Below are 16,382 nucleotides of genomic sequence, written 5' to 3' on the forward strand. Positions count from 1 at the left end.
CGTCACCCACCCCTGCGGGTGATGTTCGCCCTACAGATAGGGACTGCTGCGCGAGTCTCCAACAGAAAAATCAGAACGAAAGGCGAACAATATCAGATCGGCGCTGTTTCGCGGCGCATCCGGCCCAGCACGAGGTGCACAAGAAAGCCACCGATGAACAGCAACAGCGCCGTCATCATCAACCCATCATAGCCCGCAAAGGCAACCGCACCGACCATCAGCGGAGTGCCAAGCGCGTTGCCCAGATTGCCTGCCTGGCTCATGGCGCCATTTGCCTGCGCCTGCTCGGAAGGGTCTGCGTTCAACTGCGGCACCGAGGCAAAGCTTGCCCCCTGAACAAGGCCAAAGGCCACGGCCAGCCCCATGCAGGCCAGCGGCAGGCCCGGCATCATCCACAGCCACACCGCCGCAGCCGCAGCCAGAGCAAAGCCGGTCAGGATCACCTTGACCGCCGCGACACGCCGCAGCAGCCAGACCCCCAGCGTCATGGAGGTTGCGATGCTGACCAGCGGCAGCGCGCTCATGACGCTGACGCGCACCGATGGGTCTAGATGCGGCGGCAAAACCGTCAGAAAGGCCACAAAACAGGTGGTGTAGAACAGCCACCCCGCCGCCGGAGCGATCCGAAAGGGAGATCGGTAGATCGACAGATGCAGATGTGGCAACCCCTGCAGGCGCGGATAGGCCTCTCGAGGCGGCACCTGAACCGAGGTCAGCATATGCCCCAGCGCCAGCGCAAGCACCGCCATCAACCCGGCATGGGCCGCAAACAGCGCCGCCACACCCCAACCCGCCACCAGCGGCAGGCCAAACCAGACAAGCAGCGCGTAAGATACACCAAAGAAGGTGCTCCAGATCGACAGCCCGGTGCCGCGGTGGCGCGGGATACAAATCTGCGGGATCAGCGTTGGCGCCGCCACGACAATCCCAAGATGCGACAGACCTTCGATCAGCCGGGTGGCCAGGAACAGCCCATAGGGCAGATGGATGGCCTGCAATGCCGACATGGCCGCGCCGATCCACAGCGCCCAGACAAGGCTGCGGCGATAGCCAAATGCAGCGACAAAGCCGCCCGCCACCACGCCCAGCAGGATCCCCATCAGTCCGACCATCGACATGGTCAGGCTCAACGAGTTTCCCGCCTCCGGATACATCTCCGACAGGCGATCAAAGACAATGCTGATCTTGCCATATTGGGCGCCAGCCCCCAGACCGGCTGCCCAGATAATCAAGACCACACTCCAGCGCGTGGCAGAAAGGGCCTGTTTCTCAGCTGTCTGGGTCATGGGGCTGGTCCGGGGCAGATTAAAATGCGAGCCCCGTGCTTACGCCCCCTTTGGCAAAGTTACCAGCCTTTGCGCGCAGACGCCCTGTCCGCAATCGCGCCCTGCTTAACGCTGCGCGCCCTTGGTCTGTGTCGCGCCATCAAACGGGTTGTAGCTCAGCAGGAAACCCCAGTTCAGAACATTCTCGAAATTCATTTGGAAACCTCCGCCCTAATCCGGGCCTAACTCAGTTGAAACACAAGCCCGTTCTGAGCGCCGCCCCACTGCCAGCGGGGACAGGTCCAATTCGCCCGCCAATTCGGGCAAGACGGTGACAACAGCCGCGCCAAACTGCGACCCTGCGTTCAACTTTGAACTTCTAAAAATGAAGGCATCCCGTGCTCTACCGACAACCCTCAGCCCACCGGAACGAAAAAACCCCGGCGCCGGGCCGGGGTCTCTTGTCGTTCTGCTGTGCAGATCCGCTTAAATGTGGATCACCCGGTCAAAGGCGTCCAGCACGCTTTCATGCATCATTTCGCTCAGCGTCGGGTGCGGGAAGACGGTGTTCATCAGGTCTTCTTCGGTGGTTTCCAGCTGACGGCCCACCACATAACCCTGGATCATCTCGGTCACTTCGGCACCGACCATATGGGCGCCCAGCAATTCACCGGTCTTGGCGTCAAAAATGGTTTTGACCATGCCCTCTGGTTCACCCAGCGCGATGGCCTTGCCATTGCCGATAAAGGGGAAGCGGCCGACCTTGATATCGTAGCCCAGCTCCTTGGCCTTCGCCTCGGTATAACCGACAGAGGCAACCTGCGGATGGCAATAGGTGCAGCCTGCGATGCTCTCGGGTTTTACCGGGTGCGCGTGCTTGCCTGCGATCAGCTCTGCCACCATGACGCCCTCGTGCGATGCCTTATGGGCCAGCCAGGGGGCACCGGCGATATCACCGATGGCATAAAGTCCATCAACACCGGTGCGGCAGAATTCGTCAGTTACCACATGGGTGCGGTCGATCTTGACGCCCAGACCTTCCAGTCCCAGCCCTTCGACGTTGCCGACGATGCCCACGGCAGAAATCACTGTGTCGAATTCCTGCTTCTCAACCTTGCCGCCAACCTCAATATGGGCCGTTACCTTGCCCTTACCGCGATCCAGCTGCTTGACCATGGCTTTCTCCATGATCTTCATGCCCTGTTTGACAAAGGCCTTCTTGGCGAAGGCGGAGATTTCCGCGTCTTCCACCGGCAGCACCCGGTCCATGACTTCGACAACGGTCGTGTCGGCGCCAAGCGTGTTGTAGAAGCTGGCGAATTCGATGCCGATCGCGCCAGAACCGATCACCAGAAGTTTCTTCGGCATGCGGACAGGCTGCAGCGCGTGCTTGTAGGTCCAGACCAGATCGCCGTCCGCTTCCAGCCCCGGCAGTTCCCGTGCGCGCGCGCCGGTGGCCAGAACGATGTTCTTGCCCGACAGCTCCTGCGTGCCCTTGTCGGTCTTGACCGACACCTTGCCCTTGGCGGGGATCGATGCCTCGCCCATCACCACATCAATCTTGTTCTTCTTCATCAGGTGGCCGATGCCCGAAGACAGCTGTTTTGCCACCCCGCGCGAGCGTTTCACCACCGCGTCAAGATCATAGCCGATGTTTTCCGCCTTCAGGCCGAAGTCCTTGGCCCGTTCCATCAGGTGAAACACCTCGGAGGAGCGCAGCAATGCCTTGGTCGGGATGCACCCCCAGTTCAGGCAGATGCCGCCCATGTGCTCGCGCTCGACCACGCAGGTCTTCAGGCCAAGCTGCGCTGCCCGGATGGCAGCCACATAGCCGCCGGGGCCTGCGCCGATTACGATCACGTCATAGGTTTCTGCGGCCATGGTGGTTCCTCGCCAAACTGGATCAAAAACTAGTTTACCGTTAAACTAATTTTCTCTGCACTGCAATCACCCACATGCCGCTGCGGCAATGGCGCAAAATGCCCCTGTTGGATGCGCGGCGCAAAGACACCTTTGTCCCCTCGGCAACCTGTGGATGCAGGAACCATGCCAGCGCCCCTGCCCGCATTCAAGGCCCCCAATCAACCGCGGCGCCCGCCCCACGTGGCTGCTGGCGGGTTGCCGCCGCGCGATGACCAAACAAAACCCCGCACCCATAAGGATGCGGGGCAAAGATGCTGTCGCTGTTTTTGGCAGGGTCAGCTGACGGCCTGCAGGCTCCGCACGGTGCTGCCGTAACCGCCTGCCATCACATAATCCATTTCAGGTGCCGTGCTGGAGCGATCAAGCGCCTCGTTGCGATAGGGGAAGCGACCAAACAGCCGGATCACCTCGCGGTGTGCGCGCGCATGCAGCAGGTTCGACGCCCCGCTCAGCGGCATCCGCTCCAGCATCAGCCGGACACAGCGCTCTTGATCGCAGAGGTTCTCGGCATGCATGAGCGGAAGATAGAAGAACTGTCGCTCAGGCTCGGCGATCTTCATGTCCCAGGATTTGCTGATCGCGCATTTGGCAGAGGCAAGCGCCAGCGCGTCAGAGGCAAAGGCTGCCGCCTTGCCCCGATACATGTTGCGGGGAAACTGATCCGTCAGGATGATATAGGCCAGCACGCCCTCGGGGCCGCTGCGCCAATGGTTCAGTTTACCGGCACATGCGGCCTCCCAGGTGGTTTCAAACCGGGTGCGGATCTCTTGATCCAGCGCCTCATCCTGTTTGTACCAGCCCTGCTCGCCCACCGTGTTGAGCCAGAAGTCCAGGATTTCGTCGGGACCCGTCATTGGGAAGCCTCCAAAGATAACATCGTCCTGAAATTCAGTCCGTTTTGTGCATCTATTACAATAGGCTTCCCGTCACGTTTTGCGTCAGACCCGACATCTTTGTGAAGATATGGGCGCGAAATCCACAGGTTAGCGCAATCAGCGCGCCTCAGCGGCGGCTTCGCTGGCGGCTTCCTGCTCTTCGATCTCGGTTTCGATGGCATATTCCTGAGCAAATTCCACCGCAACCGGGGAGGCGGTCGGCGACATCGGCGAAATCGTCCCGGTTTCCTCGGTCGGAATCGCGGCCCGCTGGGTCATCCGGTAGGTCGCGTAAATGCCAAGCGCCAGCAGCAGCACCGCCATGAACAGGAAGAAACCAGGCGCGCCAAACACCCCGTCCCCCATCAGCCAACCGGTGATGACCGGCCCCGCAACGGCACCAAGACCGTTGATGAACACCAGACCACCAGAGGCGGCGGGCATGTCATCGTAGTCGAGATAGTCGTTGGTATGGGCAATCAGCAGCGAATAAAGCGGGTTGGTCATGCCGCCAATCACAAAGGCTGCCGCCAGCAGGAAGAGAAAGTTTCCGCCCATCAGCATGGCAAACAACGCAGCACCACCCCCGCTTGCGGCCCCAAACAGGATCAGCACACGGCGGTCCATCCGGTCAGAGAACCAGCCAAGCGGATATTGAAGCAGCAGCGCACCGACGTAGAAGGTCGCGACAAAGATCGAAATCTGGGTCAGGGTCAGCCCCGCAGATGCTGCATAAACCGCGCTCATGCCGAATTGGGCAGAGAAAACACCACCAAGCAGGAACATCCCCACACAGCCAAGCGGCGATGCCTTCATCAGGTTCTTCAGCGTCATCGGCTTGGTCGTATCAAACGCCGGGGTGGGCGAAATCGACAGCAGAATGGGCGCAAAGGAGACCGAAACCACAACGGACGCGATGACAAAGGTCTCATAACCCGCCGGGTCCGCAACCAGAAACAGGCCCTGCGCCGACACGATGCCGATCATCTGCACGATCATGTAAAGCGACAGCGCCTTTCCGCGGTTGGCGTTGTCAGACGCATTGTTGAGCCAGCTTTCGGCGGTCACATACACGCCAGAGAAACAGAAGCCGATAACAACGCGCCCCAGAACCCAGGCCCAGGGGCTGGTGATCGCAGGATACAGGATCATCACGGCTGAAATGAACGACGCAAGCGCGGCAAAGACCCGCACATGGCCAACCCGCCGGATCATTTCAGGCGCAAGGCGCGAGCCCCCAAGGAAGCCGACAAAATAGGCAGACATCACAAAAGACATCTCAAGGGTCGAAAACCCTTCGATATCGCCGCGCACACCCAAGAGCGTGCCCTGCAGGCCGTTGCCCACCATCAGCATGCCCATGCCCAACAACAAAGCCCATGCGCTCGAAAGAACCTGCCACATTGCCCGTCTCTCCTATGTCTTTCTCAGTCAACGACCATCCGATGGCCGCCCCGGCAAACGCCGGTCCAGTCTATGTCGATTGTCAAATCAGCGGCAAACCGCCCCGGCCCGCATCTGCGGGAATTTGATTGCAGTTTCATGACCCAACGCAAATTTCTGCACTCGATGAGTACCATTGGCTATCTGTGTCGCGCCTTTTCCAGTGGGGAACGCAGGGCGGGCACAGTTTTTTGCGGTCGGGGTCGGCTCTGGTGCGGATACATCATGCGGCATGGCCCGGTGGCCGGTGACAGGCCAAACATGCAGCCTGCCAAAATGGCAAAGGTCCAGCGCGCATCGGCGGGCCAGACCACGGCCGGATCACCTCCGGCTTTTCCACACCTCGCAGATCGCCATCCGCTCTTCTGTCAAACCCGCGTCTTCGCAGGGATCAAAAGCGACGCATCCCCGTAAGAGAAGAAGCGATATCGTTGTGACACCGCATGTTCATAAATCTCGCGGATCCGCTCCTGCCCCATCAGCGCAGAGACCAACATCATCAGCGTGGATTTCGGCAGGTGAAAGTTGGTCATCAATGCATCCGCGACGTTGAACGCAAAGCCGGGATAGATAAAGATATCCGTATCCCCTTCCCATGGCTCGATTGCACCGCTGCGCGCAGCGCTCTCGATCAGGCGCAGCGCCGTGGTGCCCACAGGGATCACCCGGCCACCAGCCGCCTTGGTCGCGGCGATCTCTGCGGCCGCCTCAGCGCTGACACGCCCCCATTCAGAGTGCATCTTGTGGGTCGTCACATCCTCTACCTTGACCGGTAGGAACGTACCCGCCCCCACATGCAGGGTCACATAGCTGAAACTCACGCCCATCTCGCGCAGCTGCGCCAGCAACGTCTCATCGAAATGCAGCGAGGCCGTCGGAGCCGCCACCGCACCGGAATTGCGCGCCCATACCGTCTGATAGTCGGTCTTGTCCTGCTCATCCGCTGCACGCTTTGCCGCGATATACGGCGGCAGCGGCATCGCTCCGGCCTCTGCCAGTGCGGTGTCAAAGTCATCGCCGCTCAGATTGAATGCCAGATAGCCCTGCCCGTCCTCTACACGGTCCAGACGTGCGCTCAACTGATCGGAAAAGATGATCTCTTCGCCCAGCTTCACCTTCTTCAAAGGCTTCAAAAGCGCGCTCCAGCAGCCATCAGCACCAGGTTCCAACAAGGTAACTTCGACCTTCGCGGCCATCGGCCCCTGTGCGGTGTCGCGATGACGTTGCCCGCTCAGCCGCGCCGGGATCACCTTGGTGTCATTCAAAACCAGCCGGTCGCCAGGCCGCAGCCATTGGCCCAGATCGGCAACGGTTGCATCACTGATCTGATCTGCCTCAGCCACAAGAAGGCGGGCAGAAGTCCGCGGCACCGCCGGGCGGGTCGCAATCAGATCGTCGGGCAGGTCAAAATCAAAATCACTGAGTTTCATGAGCCGCCATATAGGGTGTTGTCCTGCGCTTGGCCAACAGGTTTTCACAGCCCCTCCAACGCGGCCATGTCTCTCCCCTTCCCAGGGCTTAACGATCCTCGCCCGGAGAGACAGAGTAAGGCGGCTTCACCTCTTCTGTGCTTGGCGGGGATGGTTCTGCAGGCTCCTGCCCGGCAAGGCTTGGCGCGGGGCCGCGAAACAGTTCACGGAACATGCCAGGTGCAAGACCCGACAATGGGTTGACCTGCACCTTCGGGTCGTCGGCGGTCCCCTTGAGAGTAAACGAGAACCCGATCAACCCCTCCCCCTTGCGGGTGAGAACGCTGCCGATCGCATTCAGGATATAGACGGGCGACAGAACCCCCCGCATGTTCAACGCGCTTGTCTTCAGGTCGTAATTGCCATCCATCGACAAGCCGACTGACGGGCCCACTGCACTGCTTTCGCGCACGATAAGATGGGTCGCCCCAAGGCGAAAGTTCGCTTCGACCGTGGTGAACAGGATCCCCTGACCGGCCAGAACATCCACAAGCCCCACAAGGCTGAGCGCGTTGACAAGGGCTGCCATGGAAGGGGCGTCCTTGATCCGGGTGTTTCGCACAAGGATCTGACCGTCGTATTCTCCCGGCTGGCCCGGAGCGGGCACCAGTGACATGTCGAAACTCCCACCCGAGCCATGACGCAGCACACCCGCTGCACGGAACACGCCACCTGCGTCCTCCGACTGGATACGCGTGGCGAACCCACCGTCCTTTGGCACCACCACACCGCTGACGCGGGTCTGGCCATTCAGCGCGGCAGTGAAATCGCCGTTCAGCCCCCCGGTGGTGGAAAACCGCCCCTGAAACCCGGTGAGCGCGATGCTGTCGGTGACCTGCATGCGGTCCAGAGAAAGCGTGATCGGACCAGATGCGCCAGCCGAACCGCCCCCACCAGCACCGCCCCCGTCCGGCATCTGCCGCAGGTCAAGCACACCGCCCAGCACGTTGATGGCAGGCGCCCGCCCACCGCGACCAATCAGGTCGACGGCGCCCCGGAACCAGTTGCGCAAATTGACGGCGCCAAAACGCGCACGCTCCAGCCCGCCGTTGTCCGCGAGACTTACAGTGCCTTCCGCCACCAGTCCCGCCGCATCAAGCCGCAGCGCATCCACGCGCGGGGGCTCTGCCAGCGTCGCCTCAAGCGCGAGACGCCCTGTCCCCCCCTCGCCCAACTGCCAGCTGAGCGCAGGGATGCGCAGCCCCAGCCCGGCCAGATCGCTGGTCAAGCTCAGCTTTGGCGCTGCCCCCTTGGCGATGACAACCTCATATACCCCTTCTCCCTCGCCAAAGACCGATCCCGCAGGCAGCCCGATATTGAGCGCATCAACCGTATTCGGTGACAGCTCAACGGTGCCGCTGATGCGAACGGGGACCGCCGCGCCACCGCCCTCCTGAGAGCTGAGCGCAGGGCCAACCGGATGGCGCCATCGTGCGGTCGCAGGCACCCCGGACAAAGCCCCCGCACCCTCGATCAGCACGTGATCCTGGTCACCGCTGATGGCCAGCTCCCGCGCAGACAGGGACTGACCCGGCACCAGCGTATCACTGCCGACATTTCGGATCCGGCCGGTGTAGTGATAGTCGATTTCCTCTGGCGCAAGCCCCTGACGCAGCGCCAGCGACAGCGTCCCGCTGAGAGCAACCTGACCATCGGCGATGTCCACCGGCAGGTTCGCCTTGTCCATCACTTTCAAAGGTTCGCGGTTCAGCAGCGACAGGGCCGCAGTGACCGACCCGTTTGCAACGATCCTCGCAATCCCCGGCGCCCCATCCTTGACCGATGTGTCGGGAATGATGAACGAGGTGCCGGCCGCATCCACACGTCCGCCCTGATCGGCAGTGACCCAGCCCTTGGTCGCCATAACCACCAGGCGGTTGCCATAAAGGCTGAACTGACCCGACGCATCCCGCAGGGGGGGCAGCGATTTCTGGAATTTGACCGCGGCATCCTCGAACGCAAGATCGAGATAGACGAACGGCTTTTGCGCACCACTGCCGCGCAGCGCAAAATTGACGTCCCGCGCATAGCCTTCCAGCAGATTTTCCTGCACCCATTCGCGCGGTTTCGGGGGGGCTGTCAGGGGCCAGACCTGTTTGACCCGTTCGGCAGAGATCCTGTTGGCCGACCCATTGAGCGCATATTCCCATCCCCCCTCATCTGCGGTGATCTGACCATCCAGAAGGATCCGGGTTTCACCGTCCCGCACCAGCATTTCGCCAAGCCGCAGGCGGAAGGGGTCCATTTCCAGTTTGAAATCCGCGCTCACCCCCTGCAGATCCACGGGCACCTGAAACAGGCGGTCATCGTTGAGGTTGAGATCCTGAAACCGCAGCTGCCCCACCAGATCGGTGAGCTGGCCATCCTCGACCCCCATCAGGCGCGCGCGCCCCTCCATCGCGCCAGAGCCCCAACCGGTATTCACCGATAGTTCGTTGAACTGCAGCTCCTGCACGTCGGGCAGATAGGTAAAGTAGCTCTGCGCGCCGTTGATCGGAACGGGCCGCGCGGTCGGGGTCGGCTGGATCACGCCCTCCCCGATCTGCAAACTGGCCGAAAGCGGCAACAGCCCGCCGTCTGCCGCGACCCCACCACGCAACGATCCCGAGATCGGCGCACGCAACGGCTCCAGCCAGCCAAGGGCCGCTGACTGCGCCGCGATATCTTCGCTGGCGACGGAATCGATCAGGATGCCAAACTCAGCCGCCTTGGAGCCAATGGCCGACGCATAATTGGCCTCGACAGATCCGACATAGCCCCGACCACTGAGAATGGAAAAAACGCCTGCAAGGTCAATGTCCTGCCCCACGCGACTCATCCGGACGCTGCCGCCATCCAAGGTCCAGACGCGCCCCAATCGGTCGTCTTCGTAGCGCAGGGTCAGCGCCTCGGTCTCGACGGAAATCAGCGCTGACAGGACTGGCAGCTCCAGCTGGCTTTCCCATTGTTCGATCAGATCCGCAAGGTTCGCCGCCTGCCGCAGCGGCGCCTCTCCCTCGGCCAGGCTGAGCTGCAGGCTGCCGTCTGCGCCGCGCCGCAAGGTGCCAAACAAACCGCTGAGACTGATGGACTTGGGCCGGACCTGTCCCCGCAACAACGGACGCATCGCCAAAGAGGCCTGCGCATCCGCAAGCCGCGCGACCCGCGAACCGTTTTCATCGCGCAATGTCACGTCCCGCAGGCTGACGCGCGGTCGCCAGCCCCGGTTCACCACCAGGTGAATGCCACCAAATTCGATGGTCAGCCCGCCAAGGTGCTGCTCAATCCGGCGCTCGACCCGCTCACGCAACCAGTCAGGCGCGTTGAAGCGCGTGTCCATGCCGAGATAGACGAAACTGCCAAACAGCAGGGCAAAACCCACCGCAACAACCGTCACCCCCCGCAGGATCCTGTGGCCGATCCCACGTCTGCGGCGCGCTGGTTTCAGGGGCGGTTGCCGCGCAGGGTCTTCTGCGTCGACGGGGGCGGCGATATCACCAGCTGCAATCCCGTCCCCCTCGCCCGGCCCCTCAAGAGGTGTTGCAACCGCAGCATGCTCGGATTGCTCCGGTGCCCCGTCCACGACACTGGCAGGGTCGACAAACTCCAGCTCAGGCGGAGCGACAGGCACCGCCACGGCAACCTCCTCCGCGCCCCTGTCAGGGGCCGGATCACGCGCCGTGTCAGCAGCCGCGTCGGTTGCCGTCTCCTTCGTCACCTGCGAAGGATCGGCCGCTTTTGATGAGGCCGGTTTAATCCTTGCTTTCCCTTTGCCCGTGATGGCCTATGTATGGCACGCAAACCCTGCGAAACCGTTTGGAGACCTCAATAATGCTCGCTCCCAAAGACCCTGCGCCCCTGTTCACACTGCCCCGAGACGGCGGCGAAACCGTCTCGCTTGAGGCATTGCGCGGCAAGGCCGTCGTCCTGTTCTTCTATCCGCGCGATGATACCCCGGGCTGCACCAAGGAATCCATCGGATTTTCAGAGCATCTGCAGGCCTTTGCCGATGCCGGGGCGCTGGTTTACGGCATCTCCAAGGATCCGGTCGCAAAACACGACAAATTCGTCGCCAAACACAGCCTCACGACGCCGCTTCTGTCTGACGCAGACGGCACCACCTGCGAGGATTATGGCGTCTGGAAAGAAAAGAACATGTACGGCAAGAAACATTGGGGGATTGAGCGTTCGACCTTCCTGATCGACGCCGAGGGCAATATCGCCCAGATCTGGCGCAAGGTTAAGGTCGATGGCCATGTTGCCGAGGTTCTGGAGGCCGCAAAGGCGCTCTGATCGCGTCAAATCCCTGACCTCTGCGCCGCGTCACTGCGCAGAGGCACCAATCCGCTTGCAGCTCAGCGCGCCGGGTGGCAGGGAATGGCCCCATCCAGCCAAGACCAGATCACCGCCGAAACGGACCCGACACCATGACCAGCGCCGCCACCTCGAACCAAGCAGACACGCCGCCCCTCAGCCTTGCGCAGATGGCACAGGAGGTGCTGACAACCGCGGACGGACGCGAAAAAACCGCCCTGTCCCGCCGCCACGCCGCGCGCTGGTTTGCCTATCGTAATGGGGATGCCCCCCAGATCGACATCGGCACGGCCAACCCGCCGCTGCACCCTGCGCGCCCGGACAAACCCGAACTGCTGAACCCCCGCGATGTGCCCCGTCGTCGTCCCGGATCCGAGGCCGGTCGCAAGGCGCTGCTACATGCGGTAGCCCATATCGAACTCAATGCCGTTGATCTCCATTGGGATATCATCGCGCGGTTTTCGCATGTCCCGATGCCGCTTGGCTTCTTTGATGACTGGGTTAAGGCAGCTGACGAAGAATCCAAACATTTCAACCTGATGTGTGACTGCCTTGAAGCGCTCGGCAGCTTCTACGGTGACCTTCCTGCTCACGCAGGCATGTGGCGCGCAGCCGAAGACACCGCCGAGGATCTGATGGGCAGATTGGCCGTTGTGCCGATGGTGCTCGAGGCGCGCGGACTGGATGTCACCCCCGGCATGATCGAAATTTTCCGCAAGGCCAACCTGACCCAGGCGGTTGACGCGCTGGAGGTGATTTACGCCGAAGAGGTAAGCCACGTCGCCTATGGTTCCAAGTGGTTCCACTTTCTGTGCGGGCGCGACAACCTCGACCCCAAGGAGGTGTTCCACCAGCTTGTCGGAAAATACTTCCACGGCCACCTGAAGCCCCCGTTCAACGAGGAAAAACGCGCTGAGGCCGGTTTGCCACCAGATTTCTACTGGCCGCTCGCAGACGAAATCCCCGAAAAACCCGCTGCCCTGCGCTGACCTGCACGCGCCATCAAACGCCGATCGAACCGCCAGCAGGCTTAGGGAACGGGCAGAAAATGGGCATGGATATGATAGGCAGGCCACGCGCCTTGTCTGTGTCCCGTCTTTGCCCGTGCCCGCGACCGACAGCCTGTGGATAAGCGGATTTTCGCTGATATCCCCGCCAATTGCGCCGCCGCCCGCCAGCATGGCCCCCGCAACCGCCCTGCACTGGGTCAACAGGCTTGCCCAATTGGACCCGGCTGGCTATTCCCTTTCGCCATGGCGTGGTCTGACCCGCGCCGGATGCAGCGGCATTGGCCTGTTGCCGCCCCGCGGCACAGACCAGACCGAGGAGGACTGCATACGCGAGGATTTGGCCGCAGCGGGACCTGCGCCATGTCGCGTTGTCCTGTCTGGTGCCTCACGCATCCGCGACTTCGGCCGCCCTGCGGGATGGCCAAAAGACTGGGACAAGACAGGGATCAAAGCGTGCGCACACGTCTGGCGATCAAAATTCACTCGTTTCTTGAACGCCGTTTTCCGGAACGGCGCGTCTTTCTGAAATCCGACTCTGACACGCGGTTCATCCGCCTGCGCTCTGAAACCCAGCTGCTCGCTTTTGTGGGCATCGCGGCCTTTGTCGCCTGGTCGATTGTCGCAACCGCCATCGTCTTGATGGACAGTATCGGGTCCGGAAATTTCCGCGAACAGGCCAAGCGCGATCAGATGACCTATCGCGCCCGTCTAAATGCCTTGTCTGTCGAACGCGATGACCGCGCGGCAGAGGCGCTGGCCGCGCAGGAACGGTTTAACGCAGCCCTTACGCAGATTTCGGTGATGCAGTCCGAACTGCTGGCCTCTGAAACCCGCCGCCGCGAGCTGGAAACCGGCATCGAAGTGATCCAGACCACCCTGCGCAAAACCATGAAAGAGCGGGAAAACGCCCGCGAGGCGCTTGCGGCGCTGAAACAGGAAACCGCCGCCGACAGCCCTGCTCAGTTGATGGCGGCCAGCGCGCCGGTGCAGATGGGCTTTATGGCCGAGGCATTGGCGGAAACCGCAGCGGAACGCGATCAGATCGAGGCAGATGCACAATCGGCCCTTGATGAACGCGACGCACTGGAACTGGAACTGCGCCTGATAGACGAGCGCAACGACCAGATCTTCCGCCAGCTCGAAGAGGCGATGGAAATCTCCGTAGAGCCGCTGGACAAGATGTTCCGCAGCGCCGGCATGCCCACCGACCGGATCCTTGAACAGGTGCGACGCGGCTATAGCGGTCAGGGCGGTCCGCTGACCCCTTTATCCCTGTCCACTCGCGGTGAGGAACCCTCCCGCGAGGAAGTGCGCGCCAATGAGCTGCTGAAACAGATGGATCAGCTGAACCTCTATCGCCTGGCCGCACAAAAGGCGCCTTTTGCCGCACCGGTCAATCAGAACCTGGTCCGCCGCAGTTCCGGCTTTGGCTATCGCCGCGACCCCAAGACCGGCGGCCGCCGTTTGCACAAAGGCGCTGATTTTGCTGGCAGAACCGGCACCGACATCTATGCCACGGCGGATGGCGTCGTGACCCATGCAGGCTGGCAATCCGGCTATGGCAAGCTGGTCACAATCAAACATGCCTTCGGCATTGAGACGAAATATGCCCATAACTCCAACCTGCGTGTCAAAGTCGGCCAAAGGGTCTCGCGCGGGGATCACATTGCTGATATGGGTAACACCGGACGGTCCACCGGGACCCACCTCCATTACGAGGTCAGGGTCAACGGCCAACCCGTAAACCCCATGATCTATATCAAGGCTGCGAGAAATGTTTTCTAAGAGCAAAATCAACGAGCCCGGCCAGAAAACGGCTGAAGCAACCCCTGCGGCCCCCGCGCCGTCTTCGGCACCGGTGCCCCCTGCCAGCGATTTCAAGGCAACAGCCCCCAAGGCCAAACCGCCGGCCTCCGTGCTCAGCTCTGATCTGCACATCACCGGCAATCTCAAGACCACCGGCGATATCCAGGTCGAAGGCACCGTTGAAGGCGACATCCGCGCCCACCTGCTGACCATCGGCGAAAGCGCGACCATCAAGGGCGAAGTGACCGCCGATGACGTGGTGATCAACGGCCGCATCGTGGGCCGTGTACGTGGCCTGAAGGTCCGTCTGACCTCCACCGCGCGGGTCGAAGGCGACATCATCCACAAGACCATCGCAATCGAAAGCGGCGCGCATTTCGAGGGCTCTGTTCAGCGTCAGGACGATCCGCTGAACCCCGGCAAAGCCGCCGCCCCTCGCCCGGCTGCACCCGCCGCAGCCCCCGCTGCCGCACCAACCCCCAAAGCCGAAGGCTGAGGAAAAGCAACATCAGGGCAACCGACCTGCAGCACACTGCAAGGCACTGGATGTCCCCCACAAGATCAAACGCCGCAGGCCCCCTGCGGCGTTTTGTTTTGAAATCCCCACATGTTGGGTGCGGTTTTCGGTTTATTTTGTGAAAAGTTTACGATATCCCACAATTCAACCATAAGCGTTTAAAGATTCAAGACATTCGACTTTAGGGGATTTGGGAATGGTCAATATCGTCGTCACAGCGACCGCAAATTATGTACCAGAGTACGACCTGTACAATCTTGATCTGGACGCTGCCCGGCTGGTCTCCACCACCTCTTCGGCCATCACAGCCGCGTTCGGTGACTTCAGCCTGACGCTGACGGGCTCTTTCCAATATGATTTCAATGGCGCGCTCACACAAAGCAGTGTGGTACGCGGGTTCTCGTTCCAGTACAGCGGCAGCCAGATCGTCACCGCGACAGGGTTCAGCCTGAGTGGCTATGACCTTTCCCGTTATGACTTTGCCACGCTGATCACACGCGAGATGGCAGGCGCCGACACTTTCACCTCCGCCTGGAACTCTGGCGAGTATATCGAAACGTTGGGCGGCAACGACACCATCCGCGCAGGAAGCGGAAACGATACCATCGATGGTGGCACGGGCTATGACACGGTGATGGTTCGGGCAACGGGTAACGAATGGTCGATCTCCTGGGGGTATTCCCGCGGGGTCGAGGTGTCCTCCCCGGATGGCGAGGACACGCTTCTGAACGTCGAACGCGTTCAGTTCGAGGATCAAACCGCCCTCATCGCTGAAGGTGGCGCAGGCAACGACCGGTTGATCAGCACGCAGACAGTCATCGGAAATTCCCTTTGGGACATGATGAATGGTCGGGGCGGCGATGACACCATTCAGGGCGGTGGCGGCCGGGACTTTCTGATCGGAGAGCGCGGGAATGACCTGATCAAGGGTGGGGCCAATCACGATTACATTTCCGGCGGCGACGGCAACGACATCCTGCACGGCCAAGCCGGCAACGACAAAATCCGCGGGTTCAGCGGCAGTGACACCATCTATGGCGGTGCTGGCAACGACACGCTTTACGCTGACTTTGAAAACAGCGTCGACAGCGATTCCGCTGATCGCCTTTACGGGGGCGCTGGCAAGGACTTGCTGGTCGGCCAGCGCAGCGCGGACTACCTCAATGGCGGCATCGACAAGGACACGCTTCGCGGAGATGCAGGCCAGGACACGCTGCTTGGCGGAAACGGCTGGGATCGCCTCCTTGGTGGGGCTGACAATGATCTCCTGCGTGGCGGCAATGGCCGCGATTACCTTGCCGGTCACAGTGGCGCTGACGTGCTGGACGGCGGCGCCCATGCTGACCGTCTTTTTGGTGGCGGCGGAAATGACACCCTCAAGGGTGGCACCGGCACCGACCTCCTGAATGGCGGCTCCGGCAACGATCTGCTGTTTGGCGGTGGTGGCAACGATACCCTTCTGGGTGGCACCGGGCGCGACCGACTGCTGGGTCAGGCCGGGGATGATCAACTGACCGGCGGCGCCTATGCCGATACGTTTGTCTTCCACCAGGGCTATGGCAACGACACCATCACCGATTTCTCGGTCGGTCAGGACCGCATTAAGATTGGCCGTGGGGCGGATGGGCTGGATGATCTGACCTTCAACACCTTGGGTGATGACATCCAGATCACCTTTGCGGATGTGACCATTCTGGTCGAAAACACCACCCTGGCAGAGCTGGACAACGCCGACAACTTCCTGTTCTGACGGCTCCGGCCAGCCGCCGCATTGACCAGAC

11 protein-coding genes are annotated in these 16,382 nt (G+C 61.4%); 5 read left to right on the plus strand and 6 right to left on the minus strand.

Going from position 1 to position 16,382, the window contains the following annotated elements; all coding sequences use genetic code 11:
* Window positions 1-92: 92 nt before the first annotated feature.
* From KUV39_RS04085 to KUV39_RS04110, 6 genes are all read right to left on the minus strand, one after another.
* Window positions 93-1,286 carry an MFS transporter gene (locus tag KUV39_RS04085; RefSeq protein WP_222458998.1) on the minus strand — a complete coding sequence of 398 codons (1,194 nt, stop codon included), beginning with the start codon at window positions 1,284-1,286 and terminating at the stop codon, window positions 93-95.
* A gap of 465 nt (window positions 1,287-1,751) precedes the next feature.
* The gene (lpdA, locus tag KUV39_RS04090) at window positions 1,752-3,146 is read right to left on the minus strand and encodes a dihydrolipoyl dehydrogenase (RefSeq protein WP_222458999.1); all 1,395 of its coding nucleotides are present in this window, start codon (window positions 3,144-3,146) and stop codon (window positions 1,752-1,754) included.
* A 317-nt stretch (window positions 3,147-3,463) separates the two neighbouring features.
* Window positions 3,464-4,042, minus strand: coding sequence for a DUF924 family protein (locus KUV39_RS04095; RefSeq protein ID WP_008562197.1), 579 nt, complete (start codon window positions 4,040-4,042; stop codon window positions 3,464-3,466).
* Window positions 4,043-4,180: 138 nt separating this feature from the next.
* The gene (locus tag KUV39_RS04100; protein WP_008560712.1) at window positions 4,181-5,467 is read right to left on the minus strand and encodes an MFS transporter; all 1,287 of its coding nucleotides are present in this window, start codon (window positions 5,465-5,467) and stop codon (window positions 4,181-4,183) included.
* A gap of 407 nt (window positions 5,468-5,874) precedes the next feature.
* Window positions 5,875-6,936, minus strand: coding sequence for a tRNA preQ1(34) S-adenosylmethionine ribosyltransferase-isomerase QueA (gene queA / locus KUV39_RS04105; RefSeq protein ID WP_222459000.1), 1,062 nt, complete (start codon window positions 6,934-6,936; stop codon window positions 5,875-5,877).
* 88 nt (window positions 6,937-7,024) lie between these two features.
* A complete protein-coding gene (locus KUV39_RS04110) occupies window positions 7,025-10,591 on the minus strand; it encodes a YhdP family protein (RefSeq protein ID WP_222459058.1) in 3,567 nt (1,188 codons plus the stop codon).
* Window positions 10,592-10,785: 194 nt separating this feature from the next.
* On the opposite strand from KUV39_RS04110, the gene KUV39_RS04115 reads away from it, so the two are divergent.
* The 5 genes from KUV39_RS04115 to KUV39_RS04135 all read left to right on the plus strand — a co-directional run bounded on the left by KUV39_RS04115 (window position 10,786) and on the right by KUV39_RS04135 (window position 16,351).
* Entirely contained in the window at window positions 10,786-11,247 is a 462-nt protein-coding gene (locus KUV39_RS04115; protein WP_008558848.1) for a peroxiredoxin, read from the plus strand.
* Between the two features lie 134 nt (window positions 11,248-11,381).
* Complete coding sequence (locus KUV39_RS04120) at window positions 11,382-12,257, plus strand: ferritin-like domain-containing protein (protein WP_008561726.1); 876 nt, start codon at window positions 11,382-11,384, stop codon at window positions 12,255-12,257.
* A gap of 474 nt (window positions 12,258-12,731) precedes the next feature.
* A complete protein-coding gene (locus KUV39_RS04125; RefSeq protein ID WP_222459001.1) occupies window positions 12,732-14,063 on the plus strand; it encodes a DUF5930 domain-containing protein in 1,332 nt (443 codons plus the stop codon).
* Entirely contained in the window at window positions 14,053-14,580 is a 528-nt protein-coding gene (locus tag KUV39_RS04130; RefSeq protein WP_222459002.1) for a bactofilin family protein, read from the plus strand. Before KUV39_RS04125 ends, KUV39_RS04130 begins: the two co-directional genes overlap by 11 nt.
* Window positions 14,581-14,797: 217 nt before the next feature.
* Window positions 14,798-16,351, plus strand: a complete 1,554-nt coding sequence (locus KUV39_RS04135; RefSeq protein ID WP_222459003.1) for a calcium-binding protein — start codon at window positions 14,798-14,800, stop codon at window positions 16,349-16,351.
* The last annotated feature ends 31 nt before the right edge of the window (window positions 16,352-16,382 follow it).

Source organism: Phaeobacter italicus (genome assembly GCF_019801785.1).
Classification (GTDB): domain Bacteria; phylum Pseudomonadota; class Alphaproteobacteria; order Rhodobacterales; family Rhodobacteraceae; genus Phaeobacter; species Phaeobacter italicus.